The organism is Mucilaginibacter sp. BGA-UO-ETr-C110 (assembly GCF_059567985.1).
The window spans coordinates 1-18,347 of sequence record NZ_JCAQPB010000001.1; the positions used below are offsets into that span (position 1 = coordinate 1).

18 protein-coding genes are annotated in these 18,347 nt (G+C 42.9%); 7 read left to right on the forward strand and 11 right to left on the reverse strand.

The features are described 5' to 3' along the window. From AC57BQ_RS00005 to AC57BQ_RS00015, 3 genes are all read right to left on the reverse strand, one after another. A partial coding sequence (locus AC57BQ_RS00005; protein ID WP_496404343.1) for a hypothetical protein occupies positions 1-625 on the reverse strand: 625 nt, incomplete at its 3' end. Between the two features lie 219 nt (positions 626-844). Further along, the gene (locus AC57BQ_RS00010; protein WP_496404344.1) at positions 845-1,300 is read right to left on the reverse strand and encodes a hypothetical protein; all 456 of its coding nucleotides are present in this window, start codon (positions 1,298-1,300) and stop codon (positions 845-847) included. 12 nt (positions 1,301-1,312) lie between these two features. Further along, positions 1,313-1,918, reverse strand: a complete 606-nt coding sequence (locus AC57BQ_RS00015) for a DUF1684 domain-containing protein (protein WP_496404345.1) — start codon at positions 1,916-1,918, stop codon at positions 1,313-1,315. A gap of 279 nt (positions 1,919-2,197) precedes the next feature. Between AC57BQ_RS00015 and AC57BQ_RS00020 the strand changes: the two genes are divergently transcribed. Then, positions 2,198-3,913 (forward strand): IlvD/Edd family dehydratase, encoded by a 1,716-nt coding sequence (locus AC57BQ_RS00020; protein ID WP_496404346.1) that lies wholly within the window; start codon positions 2,198-2,200, stop codon positions 3,911-3,913. A gap of 203 nt (positions 3,914-4,116) precedes the next feature. Next, complete coding sequence (locus AC57BQ_RS00025; protein WP_496404347.1) at positions 4,117-4,884, forward strand: SDR family NAD(P)-dependent oxidoreductase; 768 nt, start codon at positions 4,117-4,119, stop codon at positions 4,882-4,884. Positions 4,885-5,022: 138 nt separating this feature from the next. On the opposite strand, the gene AC57BQ_RS00030 is transcribed toward AC57BQ_RS00025, so the two are convergent. Then, complete coding sequence (locus AC57BQ_RS00030; protein ID WP_496404348.1) at positions 5,023-5,316, reverse strand: GNAT family N-acetyltransferase; 294 nt, start codon at positions 5,314-5,316, stop codon at positions 5,023-5,025. A gap of 245 nt (positions 5,317-5,561) precedes the next feature. Between AC57BQ_RS00030 and AC57BQ_RS00035 the strand changes: the two genes are divergently transcribed. After that, positions 5,562-6,305 carry a hypothetical protein gene (locus AC57BQ_RS00035; protein ID WP_496404349.1) on the forward strand — a complete coding sequence of 248 codons (744 nt, stop codon included), beginning with the start codon at positions 5,562-5,564 and terminating at the stop codon, positions 6,303-6,305. A 26-nt stretch (positions 6,306-6,331) separates the two neighbouring features. Here AC57BQ_RS00035 and AC57BQ_RS00040 read toward each other — a convergent pair whose 3' ends face one another. Next, positions 6,332-8,365, reverse strand: coding sequence for a TlpA family protein disulfide reductase (locus AC57BQ_RS00040; RefSeq protein WP_496404350.1), 2,034 nt, complete (start codon positions 8,363-8,365; stop codon positions 6,332-6,334). 203 nt (positions 8,366-8,568) lie between these two features. Here AC57BQ_RS00040 and AC57BQ_RS00045 point away from each other — a divergent pair, with 203 nt between their 5' ends. Continuing rightward, positions 8,569-10,464, forward strand: coding sequence for a DNA topoisomerase IV subunit B (locus AC57BQ_RS00045; RefSeq protein WP_496404351.1), 1,896 nt, complete (start codon positions 8,569-8,571; stop codon positions 10,462-10,464). A 300-nt stretch (positions 10,465-10,764) separates the two neighbouring features. Here the strand turns inward: AC57BQ_RS00045 and AC57BQ_RS00050 are convergent, their stop codons facing one another. Continuing rightward, positions 10,765-11,229, reverse strand: coding sequence for a hypothetical protein (locus tag AC57BQ_RS00050; RefSeq protein ID WP_496404352.1), 465 nt, complete (start codon positions 11,227-11,229; stop codon positions 10,765-10,767). A 488-nt stretch (positions 11,230-11,717) separates the two neighbouring features. Here AC57BQ_RS00050 and AC57BQ_RS00055 point away from each other — a divergent pair, with 488 nt between their 5' ends. Together AC57BQ_RS00055 and AC57BQ_RS00060 are read left to right on the forward strand one after the other, a co-directional pair. Then, positions 11,718-12,212, forward strand: coding sequence for a cytidine deaminase (locus AC57BQ_RS00055; protein ID WP_496404353.1), 495 nt, complete (start codon positions 11,718-11,720; stop codon positions 12,210-12,212). Positions 12,213-12,298: 86 nt separating this feature from the next. Continuing rightward, positions 12,299-12,958 (forward strand): GDSL-type esterase/lipase family protein, encoded by a 660-nt coding sequence (locus AC57BQ_RS00060; RefSeq protein ID WP_496404354.1) that lies wholly within the window; start codon positions 12,299-12,301, stop codon positions 12,956-12,958. A 56-nt stretch (positions 12,959-13,014) separates the two neighbouring features. On the opposite strand, the gene AC57BQ_RS00065 is transcribed toward AC57BQ_RS00060, so the two are convergent. Together AC57BQ_RS00065 and AC57BQ_RS00070 are read right to left on the reverse strand one after the other, a co-directional pair. Then, positions 13,015-13,443, reverse strand: coding sequence for a nuclear transport factor 2 family protein (locus AC57BQ_RS00065; protein ID WP_496404355.1), 429 nt, complete (start codon positions 13,441-13,443; stop codon positions 13,015-13,017). 166 nt (positions 13,444-13,609) lie between these two features. Then, complete coding sequence (locus AC57BQ_RS00070; protein WP_090473803.1) at positions 13,610-14,038, reverse strand: nuclear transport factor 2 family protein; 429 nt, start codon at positions 14,036-14,038, stop codon at positions 13,610-13,612. Positions 14,039-14,181: 143 nt separating this feature from the next. On the opposite strand from AC57BQ_RS00070, the gene AC57BQ_RS00075 reads away from it, so the two are divergent. Continuing rightward, entirely contained in the window at positions 14,182-14,724 is a 543-nt protein-coding gene (locus AC57BQ_RS00075) for a YdeI/OmpD-associated family protein (RefSeq protein ID WP_496404356.1), read from the forward strand. 32 nt (positions 14,725-14,756) lie between these two features. Here the strand turns inward: AC57BQ_RS00075 and AC57BQ_RS00080 are convergent, their stop codons facing one another. The 3 genes from AC57BQ_RS00080 to AC57BQ_RS00090 form a co-directional block, all read right to left on the reverse strand. Continuing rightward, positions 14,757-15,518: a hypothetical protein gene (locus tag AC57BQ_RS00080; protein ID WP_496404357.1), complete on the reverse strand. Its 762-nt coding sequence runs from the start codon at positions 15,516-15,518 to the stop codon at positions 14,757-14,759. Between the two features lie 65 nt (positions 15,519-15,583). Then, positions 15,584-16,429, reverse strand: coding sequence for a class I SAM-dependent methyltransferase (locus AC57BQ_RS00085; protein WP_496404358.1), 846 nt, complete (start codon positions 16,427-16,429; stop codon positions 15,584-15,586). Between the two features lie 42 nt (positions 16,430-16,471). Further along, positions 16,472-18,340 carry a patatin-like phospholipase family protein gene (locus AC57BQ_RS00090; RefSeq protein WP_496404359.1) on the reverse strand — a complete coding sequence of 623 codons (1,869 nt, stop codon included), beginning with the start codon at positions 18,338-18,340 and terminating at the stop codon, positions 16,472-16,474. Positions 18,341-18,347: the final 7 nt, after the last annotated feature.

Consider the following 18,347-nt stretch of genomic DNA (forward strand, 5'->3'; position numbering starts at 1 on the left):
AGAAATAGTCCACCTGTTTGCCGCTTTCGGATACATATTTGAACTTGGTATTATCAGCTTCGGCGCCGTAAAAATTGGATGCCGAGTAATTATCCCACATCAGGCCATAGCCTTTGGTTGACAACAGCACGGGTATAGCGCCGGTAAGGTATTTGATCAGCAATTCCTGGTTGCGGCCCTTGTAATTGATGGACAGGGAATCAAGCGGATGGCAACCCAGCCCAAATAAACCTTCGTTTTGCGGCGAAACAAACTGGGTACTGATGGTATTGGTACTGATGCCAGCGACAGTTGCCGGGGTAATGGTTTTATTCTCGCTGTCTTCGGCGGTAATGATGTTGCCTTTGAGGTCGGTATAGGTAATGGCGTTGGTGGCCTTGTTAACCTTGATCTTTAATTTAGCGGTGGTAATAGTTACCTCAGTTTTACTTTCTGCAACCTGGTAAAGGGTAGGAGTTTTCCAGCTATTGTTGACCACCAGGGATGGTTTGGTTTCAAAAGCATTGAATATGGTGTACTTGATCTCCACAATATCGGCCCGGCGCACCAGCACTTTCAACAGGCCTTTATCCAGGGAAAAAGTAACGCCATCCGCGGCTTTTTTGTACGATTTAACAACCGCCAAAGCTGATGTTGTAACGCCGCAGAGAGTGAGTGATATTATTATCGCAATCGATTGTATTTTTTTAGCAAGGGAATGATGTAAGGGTTTAAGCATATTGAACATCAGTATTTTGGTTTATAATGAGTGTGAGAGTAACACTTGTTTTGAAACTGTGAATATAGAATACTTTTTTGGAAATTAAAAGGAGATTTTTTTGGAGAGTAAAGAAATAGAAGGCAATTATTTCTTTACTCGGATTTTCTGAACAGCAACAATCCACTTTACAGTAAACTTAGAATTGTTGCTACCCAAATGGCCATATTGGTGCTGGCTATCATCAAAAATGCCAATAGCATCGATGATTAAATAAGTGTTCCAATAATGATTATGCGCATCTTTAAATAATATTTCGTCTTCGGATTTAAGCTCCACACTGTCGGGTATTTCCAAATATGCATTAATGCCTTTACATTGTTTGTCTGCCGGATGCAAACCCCAATATTCGTCCGTACCGCTGTAAGTAAATCTCGTATATACTAACTCGTTTTTATGAGCAGGAAGTTCACATGCACTGATGAATTCTGGAACTTCCAACCCCAATACAGGGGGCGGAAATATAACAGGAGTTTTCTTTTGTGCCCAAGCAAATGGGCTAAACATTGCTAAAACAAATGTTATAATTAAAAAAGATTTCATCGATCACTATTTTCAATGCTTCACCGCTTTGCCAAACAATTTTTCCCCGGCTTCCACTGCAATAGCCAAACGATTGCCATCCGGTGGTTTGGGACAGGCATACCCAGAACTGAAAGCACAATAGGGGTTATAGGCTTTATTGAAATCGATCACCACGCTGCCATCTTTAAAGTCGCCTTGACGCAGGTCGATATAGCGCCCGCCGCCGTAGGTAGTAGCACCATTGGTATCATCAATAAAAGGCAGAAACAGGTAATCACTGTACCCGGGAACATTGGCTAGCCGGGTGTTTTTGTATACCGTCAACTCCAAAGGTTTACCCTTGAGCGTAAATTTTAATATGGCGTATGGAGTGTATTCGCTGCCCGTGCCGCTGAATACTGGCATGATAAAAGCCTGCGCGTTTACCAGCACTGTTGCCTGGGCGGTAACACGGTAAGTGCTGTCGGCATCATAGAAACGCAAAAACTGGAGATCATCCTTTTTCAGGGGCGAGTGGGCGTCTTTTAGAAAATCGTCCATATAGCCTTTGCGGTAATCGGCTATCTGCATTTTAAAATCCTGCCCAGAACAGTTGAGGCCGGTTATCATCAGCAGGATCAGGAAGTATTTGGTCATGATGGGTAAAGTTTAAGCCAATATAGGTAAAAAAGCAAGACACCGTATTGACTCACCCCGACATCGCTACGCTCGTCGACCCTCTCTCCGGCTTTGCCGCAAAGAGGGTAAAAAGGAATTAAAGTCCCCTCTTTCCGCCGTAGGCGAAGAGGGGGGTGCCACGCGAAGCGTAGGCGGGGTGAGTCGTCCCGCTGAAATAATTTTATTTTATCTCTACCTAAAACGATTTACAGAAATTTATATTTGCTTTATTGAACCTTCAATATACCAATTATACTTATGGACAATAAACCGCTAAGAAGCAGGGGCTGGTTTGGCAAAACAGGCAAGGATGGCTTTATTTACCGGGCCTGGATGAAAAATCAGGGTATCCCGGCACATCAGTTGCAGGGTAAACCGGTTATCGGCATTTGTAACACCTGGTCTGAGCTTACGCCTTGTAATGCCCATTTTCGCGAACTGGCCGAATCTGTAAAAAATGGTATTTATGAAGCGGGCGGCTATCCGGTAGAGTTCCCGGTGATGTCATTGGGCGAAACACTCATCAAGCCTACGGCCATGCTATACCGCAACCTGGTGAGTATGGATGTGGAAGAATCTATCCGTGCTAACCCGCTTGATGGGGTGGTGCTGCTTTGTGGTTGCGATAAAACCACGCCCGCGCTCATCATGGGCGCCTGCAGTGTGGATATCCCCACCATAGTAGTTTCGGGCGGAGCCATGCTTACCGGCAAATATCGTGGACAGGACATTGGTACCTCAGACATCTGGCGCTTTTCCGAAGATCACCGCGCCGGTCATATGAGCGATGAGGAGCTATATACCGCCGAAGCCTGTATGGCCCGCAGTCGTGGCCATTGCGCGGTGATGGGTACGGCATCAACCATGGCTTGTATGGTGGAGTCGCTAGGTTTGTCACTGGCAGAGAACGCCGCCATCCCGGCAGCTGATTCGCGCAGAAAAGTATTGGCCCACTTATCGGGTAACCGTATTGTGGAGATGGTTCGGGAAGATCTGAAACTATCAGATGTACTTACCCGCCAAGCCTTTGAAAACGCCATCAGCGTAAACGCGGCCATCGGTGGTTCAACCAATTTTATTATCCATCTGCTGGCTATAGCGGCACGTATCGGGGTTGAGCTCAATATGGACGATTTTAATACCACTGCCAAACGCATCCCCTTATTGGCCAACCTGCAGCCATCGGGCAAATATTTTATGGAGGATTTTTATTATGCCGGCGGATTGCCTGCCCTCATGAAAGAACTGCATGAAGTACTGCACGGCGATACCATAACCGTGACGGGCAAACCCATCAAAGATAATTATGAGCATAGCGAATGTTTTAACCGCGAACTGATAGCCAGCTGGAAAAAGCCATTTAACGAAGTAGCGGGCATCGTAGTTTTAAAAGGTAATTTGTGCGAGAATGGGGCGGTGCTTAAACCCTCGGCAGCAAGCACGGAGCTCATGATCCATACGGGGCGGGCCATTGTATTTGAGGATATTGAAGATTATAAACACAAAATAAACGATCCAACGTTGGAGGTTGACGAAACCAATGTGCTGGTATTAAAAAATGTAGGTCCCAAAGGTTACCCGGGTATGCCCGAGGTAGGCAATATGGCCATCCCCAAAAAACTGCTGGATAAAGGTGTGCGCGACATGGTACGGATCTCGGACGGGCGCATGAGCGGTACCGGCTTCGGCACCGTGGTACTGCATGTATCGCCCGAAGCAGCGGTAGGCGGTACACTGGCCATTGTACAGGATGGCGACATCATCAGTCTGGATGTTTACGCGGGCACATTACACCTGGACGTAAGCGACCAGGAAATCGCCACCCGTAAAGAACAACTGGTACTAAACACCAACATCGCCAAACGTGGCTATGTGCACCTGTACCAAACGCATGTGGAGCAGGCCCACCTTGGCGCCGACTTTGACTTTTTAAAAGGCGGCTCGGGCAGCGAGGTAGTGAGGGACTCGCATTAATTATTGAATTACTGATTTAGTGAATTATTGATTGAGTTTGGGTAGAAAAAATAAAGAAGAGCATAGGCAAGTGCGAATCCCCTCTTGAGAGGGGGAAGGGGTGTGTTTTTCAAGTCGCAGAACACACCCCTGCCAACACACAACTCCACGCGCCCCCTCTCAAGAGGGGAACTGAAAATAGAAATTGATTACTAATCAAAAATATGACATCAAATAATTTTACCGGGCAGGTAGCCATTGTAACAGGAGCGGGCCAGGGCATTGGTTTTGAAATTGCCAAACAGATATCCCTGCAGGGGGCAGCAGTATTGATCAATGATGTGAGCCCGGAACTGGCCGCCAATGCCGCGGAGACCATCAACCGGCTTGGCGGTAACTGTATTGACCTGGCCGGCGATGCTGCCGATATTGATTTTATACAGCAAATGGTTGATACCGCGGTGCAACAGTTTGGCAAATTGACCATAGCTATAGCCAACGCGGGCATCACCCTGTTTGGCAGTTTCCTGGATTATCCGGCCCAGTCATTGCAAAGTGTCATGAACCTCAATCTGCAAGGTAGTTTTTTCCTGGCGCAACGTACGGCCAAACAGATCATCAAACAAAAAAGCGGGGGAAGTATCCTGTTCATGTCATCAGTAACGGGGCACCAGGCGCATCAGGATCTGGCGGCTTATGGCATGACCAAAGCCGGACTCGAGATGCTGGCCAAAAGCCTGGTTGTGGAGCTGTCGCCTTATCATATTACCGTAAATACCGTAGCTCCCGGCGCCACCTTAACCGAGCGTACTATGGAGGATGCCAGCTATAAAGATACCTGGTCGCGCATTACACCCATGGGCCGGCCGGGCACAGTGCAGGATGTAGCCAATGCCGTACTATTCCTGGTGTCGCCGCAGGCCACACAAATCACCGGACAAAATATCGTGGTTGATGGCGGCTGGTCGGCGGTTAGCGCATCACCTTATTAATTATTGATTTATTGAATTAGCATTGGAGAGTAGTGAAGGACTGAATTAGGAAGCGAGTATAACATCTTCGCCAATCACCAATTCAGTAATTAATTCCCATTCCTCAATCAATAATTCAATAAATCAGTAATTCAATAATTAATCAAAGACTGCTCTTAGTTTGGTCCATTCGGGGTGGCGTTTCAGGTAGGCTTGTATATAAGCGCACAAGGGTACCATTTTCAGGTTATGCTGCTCCAGGTATACAAAGGCTTTTTCAACCAGTGCTGCGGCAATACCCTGGCCTTCCATTTCCTCCGGCACTTCGGTATGTATCAGGTATACCACATCGCCTCGTAGCTTATAATCAATAAAAGAACTGGTGCCATCAACCGTAAGTTCAAAGTGATGTATGGCCTCGTTATTTATCAATGGAATATCTTCGTACTTCATGTTTGTTGAGTATTATTTAAATTATTTAAATACATCGTATGTTTTGGTAACATAAATATCCTTATTTCATCTAAGTTAATTTACGAACAAGCTTTGATACCGTAATAATAAACAACTTTAATGAATAATATTTTATGCGCCATTCAATAAACGGGCCGGGAATACGTTTGGTACAGGGACTATACAGGAAAACTAAAAGGCTTTAGCAAGTTGTTCATTTCTTTAAAAATTTAATTAGTTTTGATTTGTATTTATATATTTATAACAATACCTTAAAGCAGTTTGGATCTTCCCAGAAAATGAAAGCCATTGTGAAACAAAATAAGCACATATTACTACAGCTTGCGCTTTTGTTTTTTGTTACAGGCGGCTGGGCACAGGTAAGTCATCCGCATACTAAAACTAAGGTTAAAAAGAAACCAATACCCACATTGGTTAAGCCTGCAGTACAGGGAAGCCAGCAATTTAAAGAGTTTTTGCAGCTGTTGGCCCAGGCCAGCGCTACGTTCACGTTCCCAAAAGGTTTTAAAGAAATACCAGCTACCAACAATGAGGATTTTTCTTTTGATTATGCTATGGAAATGCCCGGGAAGGGCTTTGAAGTATGGTTCCAGGTAAAATCGCAAAAGGAAAACTGGGCCAGTTATGAACGGTCGCAGAATGATAAAGGCCGTCAGTTGGCCAATCCCGATTCCTTGTACGTTGAGATGGGCAAGGCACATGCTATAGCCTTTACCGGCGATAATAATTATTTTATACGTAACATGCCGCAAAATGTGCTCGACCGTTACAATGCCGATGCCGGCAAATCATACCTGCTTAATCTGCTCGACCTGCCTGCCACCAAACATTATAAATACGCGCTGCTCATTACCCTGCAGCGCAACCATACCGGTATCATTTTAATGGTTTGCTTTGCTAACGAAAAAGATCCCGAGTTTTTTAAGAATATTGATAAAGCCGGTAACAGCCTGAAGTTTAAAATGTAGTTTTTAGGCGGTAAGCATCATTCTTTTTACTCTTTTGCTACTTGCAGCAACTTGTTTTTTAATTCCTCGCCCTCTATCCATTTCATCTTCGGGTCAATAACTACCCCTTGCTTATTTACCAGCGCGTAATGCGGTATGCCCGATATATTGAATTTGCCCGAAAGTACATTCCACTCATCCTGTGTTACTCTATAATGTTCGCCTTTTATGCCGGGGATCTTGTTGTTGTATAAACCAATAGGCGATGTAGGGTTGGTGATGTATACAAAAACTATGTTCTCGTTTTTCAGATCTTCTTTTATGGGAGCCACTTTCAAAATGCCTTCTAAACAAGGACCGCACCAGGTGGCCCAAAAATCAACATAAATAGCTTTGCCTTTGTATTTTTTAATAATGGCTTCAAATACGCTGTCGGCCGCGGTTTTGGGAGTTTCGTTTTTTGTAGAACCGATTTTTGCAAGCTTGTTTTGAGCTATTTTAAGCTTAATGGCATCATTGTGTTTTTCAATAACCGAATAAACAATAACATGGCTGTACCGCGGTTTTATGGCCGCTAATTGCGCAGCAGTTAGCGGGATAAATTGCTCCGTAATTTCGTTGCAAACATCCTGCGCATCCATCACATCCAGATCAAAGGACATGTTGGTGCCCCAAATATTTTGCAAAATTTGCGCACGCCTTTTCCGTATAAATTTTTCCCGTGCAGGCTTATAGTGATTTTCTTTACCGGTTACAAGCTGGGTATAAATGGGCGTCGGCATGGTTATAGCCATATTTGTATCTGATCTTAGAACAACCTTCAGATTACTCAGCACCTCTTTTTCATCATTGCTTAGCGTTTTCTTTTTATGCAATGCATCCATATAAACCGTGGCTGATGCCTGATTAAAAAGAGGTAATAATACATCGGTATTTTTTAGCTGATTGATAAATCCCGAATAAGCAAAGCTCACTACTGCCAAAGGATCATTAACCTTAACATATCTTAAAGCGCTAAGGTAGGCCGAATCAAGTTTTAAGGGAGCAACCAGCGGTTTTCTTGATGTGAACGGAATATTATTAAGCTTGTGGTATGCCTGGTTTTTGTAGGAGTTATATAAAAGCAGGGTATAAGCGGTATTGTATATTACGCCCATTTTGGTTAGCGCATAGCTTTTTTTATTTAAATCGTTTGTTTTTAACAAGCTATCAAGCAGGGCCAGTTTTTTATCTCTGATGTTAAAAAAATAGGTCTGGTATTGTTGCGGCGTGAAATTGGCAATATCCTTAAATATCTTATCAAAATCATCGCCCATCAGCGGGACGGTGTTTACAAGCCCGGTATTAACCGCTGCATTATCGCCCATGAAAAAAAACCGCATGCTGCTGCCAGATATATCAAATTCCTGAAACACCTGCTTGCCAGGCTCCAGGTAAATGTTTGCATAAAAAAAAGGGAGGTTTATAATGCCCTCCCTTGCAAAAGCCAGGGGGAGCTCTACGGAAAAAGTGCCATCGTTATTTACGTTAAATACGTAATTTTCCTGTTGGCCTGTAATCGTATTGCTTGTAATTACTTCTCCCGTTTTAAAACCCTTGCTGGCAGAATAGCCTTTTATATAGCCAGAGTAGATAGCCATACCGCTTTTATAGATAACGCTGGTAAAACCCGCATCGTTTTTATCAGCTTGCTTTTTAAGGGAGGGGGCATTGGTTAATATCCCGGTTTTATCTCCGGCGATGGTCAGCTCCCCGGTTTTTACTGCGTTTAACAGTAACACCTTTTTTTCTGATCCGTTTTTGAGACTTACGGAAATAGTTGAACCCTTCACGCCGATGCCTGCATAATCCCAGGCCTTGCTTTGGTAAATAGCTTTTTCGGCATATAATCCCAATATCCATTGCCGGCTACCATCGGTTTTAAACCAATTGCCTGTAATGTCTGAAGGTAATTTGATGTAGGCTGTATCGGTATAAGTTATGGCTAATTGTTTTTTTAAAGCAGGGTGGCTCGCCATATTTTTTGATGAGGCACCTAAAGCGCAGAGCAACATAGAAACAAACAGGGATAGGTTTTTCATGAAAGGCAGGATTGGTGATCAAATATAATATTTATTGTAGACGATGATGATCGGCTTTAGTTTAAGCTGATAACAAACAAATGTTTTTTTAAATTATCAAATGTTAATAAGTTGACAGTTTTGAACCATAACTTCAGCACTTAAACTATATTTTTGCAAATGGGTGCATTTTTTGCACCGGGAATAAAAAAGATACTTTATAAATGGCAGACGCAGTTAATTATAGTGAAGATAGTATCCGCTCGCTGGATTGGAAAGAACACATCCGTTTACGCCCTGGTATGTACATCGGTAAACTGGGCGATGGCTCGGCTTATGATGATGGTGTATATGTATTGCTCAAAGAGATCATCGATAACTCGATTGATGAGTTTGTGATGGGATCGGGCAAAACCATTGAGGTAAGCATGAGCGATCATAAAGTATCCGTACGTGATTATGGCAGGGGTATACCCCTGGGCAAGGTGATCGATTGCGTATCCAAGATCAATACCGGTGGTAAATACGATAGCAAAGCCTTCCAGAAATCGGTAGGTTTAAATGGTGTGGGTACCAAGGCGGTTAATGCCCTGTCTAATGTATTCATTGTACAATCATACCGTGATGGTCGCACCAAACAGGCCGAATTTGCCAAAGGCGAACTGATCCGTGATGATGCCGAAAAGGAAACCACCCAGCGCAACGGTACCGCCATTAACTTTACACCCGACGATACCATTTTTCGTCATTACCGCTTTATACCGGAGTTTGTGGAAAGCATGATCTGGAATTACGTGTTCCTCAACTCAGGCTTGACACTCAATTTTAACGGACAAAAATATTTTTCGGAGCGCGGACTATACGATCTGCTTACCCGCAATACCGATGTGGAAACCCTGCGCTATCCCATCATTCACCTTAAAGGCGAAGATATTGAGATAGCCATGACCCACGGCCAGGCCTACGGTGAAGAATATTACTCTTTTGTGAACGGACAAAATACAACCCAGGGCGGTACGCACCAGGCAGCCTTTCGCGAGGCGGTGGTAAAAACCGTGCGCGAGTTTTACAAAAAGGAATTTGATGCTGCCGATATCAGAGCATCCATCGTAGCCGCTATAGCTATCAAGGTGCAGGAGCCGGTGTTTGAATCCCAAACCAAAACCAAACTGGGTTCGCAAAATATTGGTCCCGAAGGGCCATCCGTGCGTGGATTTATCAATGATTTCCTGAAAAAGGAACTGGATAATTACCTGCATAAAAATCCTGCTGCTGCCGATTCGCTGCTGAAACGCATCCTGCAATCTGAACGCGAGCGTAAGGATATTGCTGGTATTAAGAAACTGGCCAACGAGCGAGCCAAAAAAGCATCCTTACATAACCGTAAACTGCGCGATTGTAAGCTGCATTTTGAAGATACACACGAACGCCGCCAGGACACCACGCTGTTCATCACCGAAGGTGACTCGGCCAGTGGATCCATCACCAAATCGCGTGATGTACAAACCCAGGCGGTATTCAGCTTAAAAGGTAAGCCGCTAAACTGTTACGGGCTAACCAAAAAAGTGGTTTACGAAAACGAAGAATTTAACCTGCTGCAGCATGCCCTGAATATTGAGGACGGTATCGACGGCCTGCGTTATAACAATATTGTGATAGCTACCGATGCCGATGTGGATGGTATGCACATCCGCCTGCTGCTGATGACCTTCTTTTTGCAATTTTTCCCCGACCTGGTGAAAGCCGGTCACGTATCCATATTGCAAACACCATTGTTCAGGGTGCGCAACAAAAAAGAAACCATTTACTGCTACAGCGACGAGGAACGCCGCAACGCCATTGCCAAACTGGGTAACAAACCCGAGATAACCCGCTTTAAAGGTTTGGGTGAAATATCACCCGAGGAGTTTGGCCTGTTCATCGGCAAGGATATTCGCCTTGACCCGGTGATCCTGAAAGATGCCAACATCAAAGGCTTGCTGGAATATTTTATGGGTAAAAATACGCCAACCCGTCAGCTGCACATCGTTAACAACCTGCGTGTTGAAAAAGATGATGAAAGCATCAATCCCCTGGTAGCCGAAGAAGCCGAAACCCTGGCCCTGCCGGTAGCGGTATAAGCTTAACCGAACGATATAATTTTGTAAGAGACGCATGTATATGCGTCTCTTTTTTATGTCAAATGATTTTTTGTAGAGACACATCACATGTGTCTGTCGTTACTACGAAGACAAGGAGCAGCTCGGCCAGTGCGATTCCCTCCCTTGGGAGGGGCAGGGAGGGGTTTATAAAACTTTGCAAGTTGAAACTGTCGCAGAAACCCCTCCCTGTCTTCACGCGGATACCAGCCGCAGGCCTCCCGTGGGGAGGCCTGCGGAAATTCAAAAGTCCAAGATGCTTGCGTTCGCGAAAGAAATATTTTACAACTTAAAAAAGCCTTTGGAGTTGATAGAATATGAAAAGATTTTTATCGATCCATTTCCTTCCCGGGCGAGTCTTAGCGTTTCAATTGCACCGTATTTGGAGTATTTGTTTTTATAAGCGAAGGCATACACAGCAGAAGGGTTAGTGCCGTTAACTACTTTAGTTTCCCACTTGTAGATTTTGATGTTTTGAAGATCTCCCAATTTATTTTGAGTCATCTGGAATATCGCGGCCATCTTATCTTTAGTAGTTACCGTCCAAAATTTATTGCTGAACAGTTTGTAGGTTTCATCGTACTTTTTGTCTTTGATCAGTTTAAAAAATTGATCAGTAACCTTTTCACCATCTGCTTCATCACTTTTCCTGTTCGAAACGGAGCTGTTAAAACTGCAACTGTTTAAAATGATCATCAAAAATAACAGTAGCGGAAAAATAGCTCTGAGCGTAAATTGAGTTTGCATATTACAGCGTTTTAGGGTGATATTATCTAAAATAAAGTATTTGTTTAACAAATTATCATGGTTAGTTGCAAAGCTTTTGTTACCAGGCCGTTCTTCATATTCTCTTCATTTTTCGTATCTTTATATAAACACCAGCCTGGCTTCTTTTTTAAGGAAGCCGGGCTGTTTTGTTAAGACCAAAACAAGGTCAAAAACAGAGCGTTTTATGTGTAGTTATTTGATAATCAATATTTTAATACTTTTTAAAGCTTTCAAAATGGCTCAAAACTGTGTTAAAATTTGTTAAAAAGTGTTAAAATGAGGGTTTTTTAATCGATTTTGAGTCCATTTTACCCTGTTTTTGATCAGAAATTTGTTAAAATTAAAGGTTTAAAAAGTTTTTGGAGGATAGGTTAGGTAAGCGGGATCTAATAAATCCTGTCAATTTTTTTAATCCTGTTAAAAAATCCTTATCTTGTTTCCCCCGCTTTTTATGCGGATGAATATTTATGACCAACCATGAAATAAAAATAGCTTTTGATGAATATGATTCGTTAAAAGAACTGCCCACCGTCGACCGCGAGTTGTGCCTGGAGGCAACCGAAGCATTAAAAAACTCACATTCACCATATTCAAAGTTCCGGGTAGGGGCAGCCTTACGTTTACAAAGCGGTAAGATCATCTATGGCAGCAACCAGGAAAACGTAGCCTATCCCTCAGGTCTGTGTGCCGAGCGTGTAGCCCTGTTTTACTGGGGGGCTAATCACCCCGACGATCCGGTTGTGGCGATGGCGGTTACTGCCCAAACAGACGAATTTATGCTCACAAAGCCCGTAACCTCCTGTGGGTCATGCCTGCAGGTACTGGCCGAAGTTGAAAAAAAACAGAACAAAGCAATTAAAATTTTATTGTTTGTAGACGGTGGCCCGGTATGGGTAATAAAAGGTATCGAAAACCAATTACCGTTTTTATTTTTTGAAGAACGATTGATATCAAGTCAATAGTCGGAAGTGGAAAGTCCGTAGTCTGGAAAAAAGAATTCAAACTTTCGACTTTCAACTAAAGGCTTTCGACTTAACTTTACTTCATCATGAAACTGAAATTATTTTTGCTTTTAGTTGGCTGTGCTTTTATAGGCAAGGTATCTGCACAACAGGGTTTTCCGTTTGATAACGAGATACGGGCTTTTAAACACCAGGATAGTTTAAGCTTCCCTAAACCGGGCGGGATACTGTTTATCGGCAGTTCATCCATCCGCCTGTGGAGCGATCTGGAACAGCGTTTTGCAGGAGAGCCCATTATTAAGCGGGGTGTAGGTGGCTCAACATTAACGCAACTGGTTGATTATTATACTCCGTATATCCTTTTCCCATATCAGCCACGTAAAATATTTATTTATGCCGGCGAGAATGACATTGCCGATGGAAAGTCGGCCCCGTTTGTGGCAAAGGAGTTTTCTAAATTATGGCCCCTGCTGCACCAGAAATTACCTAAAACCGAGATCTATTATCTATCTATAAAACCAAGCCCGGTGCGGGCCAAATATTATACAACAGTGGCACAGGCCAATGAGTTGATAAAAACGTATCTAACAAATAAGCCCAACAGCCATTTTGTTGATCTGGTTAACGTAATTTATAAACCGGGCACCACAACACCCGATTCCAGTTTATTCAAAAGTGATTACCTGCATTTAAATAATAAGGGATATGATAAGTGGCAATCGGTTTTACAACCTATGGTAAAATAAAAAAGCCCCGACTGGCGGGGCTCTCTTCTACTTGAACTATTACACTAAACCAAGTTCTATTTAAATACACTGTAAACGTTGGTAATTTTCCATCCTTTGCCGGTATTGGCAATGGTTACATAATTACTGCGTACAAACTTTTCATACTGCATATCAACTTTTACAACGGTTATATCGGAGTTGCTTTGAATAATGGTGGTGCTGGTGGTACAATCCTGTTCTACATTTTTGTTGAGTCTTAAGGATTGAAATATTTCGTCGCGGGTAAAGGATACGATCTTTTTACCACTTAACAGGCTGAATTTGGCGTTTTGATCTACCACATCATTCAGCCCCTGTAATTTACCGCGGGTCATGGCATCAACATAGGTGTTGATAGCAAAGGTTCTGGTTAAATTGTCGCCGTCACCGTAAGGGATGGCTTTAGCGGCGCTGCCTACCACTAGTAGTGCAAGGCCGAGTATTATTGATTTTAAGGTTTTCATATTGTTGTTGTTGTTTGCTCAATGATTAAATTATATCTATAAGACAACATTAATTTTCAATACGTTACAGAAAAATCAATTAAATAAAAAGAAAAAGTAATAAAAATAAAAAGCCCCGCTGGGCGGGGCTCTCTACTTACATATTAACACTAAACTAAAACTAAACTTATTTAAAAACGCTGTACACGTTGGTAATTTTCCAGCCTTTACCAGTGTTTGATACAGTTACAAAGTTGCTGCGGGTAAAGCCTTCATATTGCATATCAACTTTGATAACGGCAATAGCTTCGTTGCTTTCAACTACTGATGTAGTAGTAGTGCAGGTTTGCTCGGTACCTTTAGAGGCGTTTAATGATTGGATCATCTCATCTTTGCTAAAGTTCAAAACGGTTTTACCGCGTAACATGCTGAATTTAGCATCCTGATCGATCACTTCACTAAGGCCTTTTAATTTACCATGGGTCATGGCATCGATGTATGTGCTGATGGCATAATTTTTTGTTAAATTTTCACCTTCTGTGTAGGTGGTTGCTTTGGCAACAGTGGCTACTACTAATAAAGTTAAGCCTAATAATATTGATTTTAAAGTTTTCATTGTATTGCTATTTAAGGTTGTTTATTATTATTAATTAATTTTTATATTCATAAGACATCAGCAATATGCCTTACGTTACAGAATATGTTAAAAATTTTGTTGATTTAACATAAATTTAATATATTACTGGTTTTTTTAGATTCTTGGCAACAGAAACTGCCTTAAACCCTGCTATGATTGATTTTAATACCATTATTTTGCAATTTGCAGAACAAGGCGAAAAAACCGGCTGGACCTATATTGAAATTCCGGCCGATCTGGCCCAGCAGATGAAGCCTGGTAATAAAAAATCATTCAGGGTAAAGGGTAAACTGGACGAGATGCCCATTGCCGGTATGGCCCTGATGCCCATGGGCGAAGGCAACTTTATTATGGCCCTAAAACGGGAAATATGCAAAGGCTTACACAAACACAGGGGCGCTATGTTGCGGGTACGTCTGGAGCCTGATAATGATTACAAGGTTGAGGTTCCGGCTGACCTGCAGGAATGTTTTGACTTTGAAACTGAGGCCGGAGAATTCTTTTTTACCCTTACACAAGGCCATCGCGACTATTTTATTAAATGGATCAATAGCGCCAAAACCGAAAATACGCGTGCTAACCGCATAGCTAATACCATAGAGGCGATGCTGCACCGCCATGGTTATCCAGAGATGTTAAGAGCCTTGAAAAAAGCAAGGGAATAGCTCTTTCAGAAGTACCAGATGTTTACAACACCCTATTGCCCTGTTGCAGCAAGTGTTAACAGTGATTTGAAATTAGCCAATTCTTTAATGGTGTTTTTGCCGGGGTTTAGGCCTGCTATTCTAACGGCAGCATCCTGTCCTTGTTTAATTTGTTGCTTATTCCAAACTTTGGCATTGGTACGGTTTAAATAGTATAGTCCGTTAATAATGCCATCGGGCGAAAGTGTTGTTATATTATCCGGGTTGTATAAATTTAGCACCATAGTAATGGCAGGTGGGGATGAGGCATACTTATTTTCGAGTTCACCCACAGCTTTTATCCGGTCTGCAGAGCTGGAAGTATCGATCTTTGATACCAGGGCCGCTATATCTTCATTGCCTATTGCTTTTAAAGCTTTTAGCCCGCTTTGGCCCACGCTCTGCAATACAGTGTCGCCGGAGGTTTGGAGGGCCGAGAACAGCTTTTTTGATTCCGCATCATTTAGGGCGAGTGTTATTAAGCCAACGGTGAAGTTTTTTTTTCGTTTATCGGCATCATTCAAATCGTTATAAAGGCTGTAAACCCATTTATAGCGCTCAACCCGTTCCTTTGATTCTTCAACCTTTGTGGATCGGTCCTTAAAGTCGGTTTCGAGCTGATCTAAGCGAACTTTGTTTGAAGTAGTGTAAATGGTCAATATAATAGTGATTATTGAAGTAATAACTCCTATCCAGGCGGTTACGGTACTGGAAAAAAGTGGTTTGCCGGTTTGCCCGGTACCACTGTTAACTGCTTTTGTTTCATCTTTTGGCATAAGAGACTTGAGGCTTGCTTCTGTTTTTGACGATTTCTTTTTTTAATTTAATATACCTGGATATATTATTTCTCACCATAAATTACCAGCGCACTGGAATCGATCACCACATCTCCTCCGGGGTATCTTTGATCTACAGCATGATAAACCTCTTTTTTTATTTTTTCTTTTGTTACCTCATCAGCTTTGCTTAATGCGGCAACAATTGGAGCTGCTATCTCGGTCATCATAATCCAGTAGGTATCGGTTGTTTGGCAATTAAGCTTTCCGGTAATCTCTTTCTGAGTAATATTTTTTAATCCTGCCTGGGAAAACAGATCAGCAATAAGACCATCCTTGGCACAGCGAAACATGCCAGGTGCGCCAGGTGGAGGAGCGGGTAGTTCCATGTTTTTATTGATGGTGCCCATAGTGGCGGTAATCCAGAAATTCTTTTCGGGAACATTCCAAACCGAGGTGGCAATTTTGCCGCCGGGCTTAAGTACCCGAGCCATTTCTTTGGCTGCCAGCAACATGTCAGGAAAAAACATAAATCCAAATCGACAACTTATAGCATCAAATGTATTATCTGCAAATGGAAGCTCGCAAACATCGCAGGCCTTAAATTCAACATTTTTAATATCTTTTTGATCCGCGTTTTCGCGGGCTATATTCAGCATATCCTGTGACAGATCGGTGATGATCACTTTTCCATCATTCAGCATAGCTGCAATAGTCAATCCGGGTTCTCCGGTTCCTCCGGCCACATCCAGAATTACCTGGCCATTTTCAGGACTGATCGATCGGATAATTTCAGCACCCACGGGCTTTAAAAAATCCATTGTAAGATCATCCCATTTTTTCCAGCCTGATGAAAATTTATTCCATGACTCTTTTTGCTGTTCGCGTATTTGTTCAAGTTGTTTTTCCATCTGTTTTTTTTCTGTGGTTCAGGTAAATTTGTATAGCAGTAGTTATGGTTTCTTCTTCTCTTTCCAATTCTTTGGGAAGGGGATATCGATCATTTTGATGGGTTTAAAACCAGGTATCTGATAATCTGTTCCTGAGCTGTTGTACAAGAAAAACGGATCGGTTTTAAAATGTTCATAATCTGTGGTCATCTGTGCTTTGAGCTTTAGCAGGCGGTTTTCGTACTCGGCATCATAGGGAGTACCTGTATTTTTATCCAGCAGCCGGTCGATATATTCTACCAGATTATAGCAGGTGGTGAACTGTCCGCAGGCTACCAGGCAGGCCTCTGTATGTTGTTGTTCGGCTGACTTTTTATCGAACCATAACGTGGTACCCATATTATAAGCAGTTTGCGCCACTATCTGCATATCGGTACTGGGATCAAGTGATGATGGTGTGGTCATATGCTGGCTATTGCCCTGGTTGCGGTTAATATCATTGGAGAATGAAAGATCATAAACGTGATTGCCTTTACCTCGGTTATTCCATTGGGTACTGCCATAAAACTTATCATAAAGCAACTGCCTGATGCGTTTTAAAAATATACTGGTATTGAGCATCAGTACAGACTGCGCCCGGGTATTGAGCATATGTATAATAAGGCTGATGGATGTTTTGGAAAAAAAACTGACCAGTATGTGGATGATCTGTTCGGTAAAGTTGCGTTTTAAGTCCATTCCAGCCGACGCTTTTGACACACTAAATAACTGGTGCCTTACATATAATACGCCGGATACCCATATAAAGGGAATAGGTATAAATAAAGCACCGGCGATTACCCAGGATGTGCTGTGATGGCTTATTCCATACCAAACTCCGGTTAAAGCAGCGAGTAAAATGGCGGCGGTAATATAAAATACACCCCAGAGGTTCAGCTCAAAGCCTTTGCTTATCTTAGGTAATACATATGGGTGTATATAATGACTGCCCACATCGTTCACCAGCATCAGTTCAAAATACGGGAAGCTGGTTTTTTTGTCAAGCCGGCGGCCATCGGCTTCCATCATACTTTGCAGTCCCTGGTTATCGGTAATACCACCGTCCATCAGGCCAAACTGTTTGTGTTGTATAAACTCAGCCTCTTCCTTGTCGCCGGTTTGTGGTACCAGCGACAGTGCGTTTTTCAGGTCGTGGATATTTAAATGCTGATGCGTATAGTCGTTAGGGTAAATGATGGGCTCAAACCCGGCCGGAAAACAGGATGACGCGGCCAGCACATCGCCCAGTTTTATTTTACCTGCAATCGTGCTGTCTACATAAATTACTTCATTACCATATTTAAATCGGTCATCTGTACCTTTATCCGGAACCAGTTTGATGTTTTGCCGGAACGATTGTCCGGTATAAAATTCAGTAGCGTTGAAACAGACTTCTTGTAGATGAGCTGTTGACGACGCATCATGGCAAAGTGCTTCCAGTGTTGATCCGTCAAACAGATATTGGTCATAGGCAAGCGCGAAGGAATTGATAATGTTACGGGTTTTTTGCGGTCTGCTTTTCCAGTACTTTTTATCGGACAATATTTCTAATGATTGCCTCAGCAGATCGTCGCCGTTAAGTCCGGCAGATAATTTGGTATAAAATTGCCCAAAGGTTTTACCCTGCGCATTGTACAGGGCATACAAAGTAGTGGTAATGGTGCCGCCCGATGCCGATGACAGGTAGCTTACCTGCTGCAGAAGCGTCTGGCCGTGAAGCCCGTCGGTATCGTCGTCAAATGTTACTTTATTCAGGTATGATAATACCCCTAACGCGAATGAAGCCGCGCGGAAGCCACCGCCAGAAAATGCCAGTGCTATGTTTTCAAACGGTTTAATACAATCAACCTCGAGTTTGTTTTCGGCTAACTTATCTGGTGGGGTATTTGCCATAAGGTAA

What these genes read in the sequence shown, in the direction of transcription:
- AC57BQ_RS00010 (WP_496404344.1), bottom strand. Translation starts at nt 1,300, where the DNA reads ATGAAATCTTTTTTAATTATAACATTTGTTTTAGCAATGTTTAGCCCA.
- AC57BQ_RS00015 (WP_496404345.1), bottom strand. Translation starts at nt 1,918, where the DNA reads ATGACCAAATACTTCCTGATCCTGCTGATGATAACCGGCCTCAACTGT.
- AC57BQ_RS00020 (WP_496404346.1), top strand. Translation starts at nt 2,198, where the DNA reads ATGGACAATAAACCGCTAAGAAGCAGGGGCTGGTTTGGCAAAACAGGC.
- AC57BQ_RS00025 (WP_496404347.1), top strand. Translation starts at nt 4,117, where the DNA reads ATGACATCAAATAATTTTACCGGGCAGGTAGCCATTGTAACAGGAGCG.
- AC57BQ_RS00030 (WP_496404348.1), bottom strand. Translation starts at nt 5,316, where the DNA reads ATGAAGTACGAAGATATTCCATTGATAAATAACGAGGCCATACATCAC.
- AC57BQ_RS00040 (WP_496404350.1), bottom strand. Translation starts at nt 8,365, where the DNA reads ATGAAAAACCTATCCCTGTTTGTTTCTATGTTGCTCTGCGCTTTAGGT.
- AC57BQ_RS00045 (WP_496404351.1), top strand. Translation starts at nt 8,569, where the DNA reads ATGGCAGACGCAGTTAATTATAGTGAAGATAGTATCCGCTCGCTGGAT.
- AC57BQ_RS00050 (WP_496404352.1), bottom strand. Translation starts at nt 11,229, where the DNA reads ATGCAAACTCAATTTACGCTCAGAGCTATTTTTCCGCTACTGTTATTT.
- AC57BQ_RS00055 (WP_496404353.1), top strand. Translation starts at nt 11,718, where the DNA reads ATGACCAACCATGAAATAAAAATAGCTTTTGATGAATATGATTCGTTA.
- AC57BQ_RS00060 (WP_496404354.1), top strand. Translation starts at nt 12,299, where the DNA reads ATGAAACTGAAATTATTTTTGCTTTTAGTTGGCTGTGCTTTTATAGGC.
- AC57BQ_RS00065 (WP_496404355.1), bottom strand. Translation starts at nt 13,443, where the DNA reads ATGAAAACCTTAAAATCAATAATACTCGGCCTTGCACTACTAGTGGTA.
- AC57BQ_RS00070 (WP_090473803.1), bottom strand. Translation starts at nt 14,038, where the DNA reads ATGAAAACTTTAAAATCAATATTATTAGGCTTAACTTTATTAGTAGTA.
- AC57BQ_RS00080 (WP_496404357.1), bottom strand. Translation starts at nt 15,518, where the DNA reads ATGCCAAAAGATGAAACAAAAGCAGTTAACAGTGGTACCGGGCAAACC.
- AC57BQ_RS00085 (WP_496404358.1), bottom strand. Translation starts at nt 16,429, where the DNA reads ATGGAAAAACAACTTGAACAAATACGCGAACAGCAAAAAGAGTCATGG.
- AC57BQ_RS00090 (WP_496404359.1), bottom strand. Translation starts at nt 18,340, where the DNA reads ATGGCAAATACCCCACCAGATAAGTTAGCCGAAAACAAACTCGAGGTT.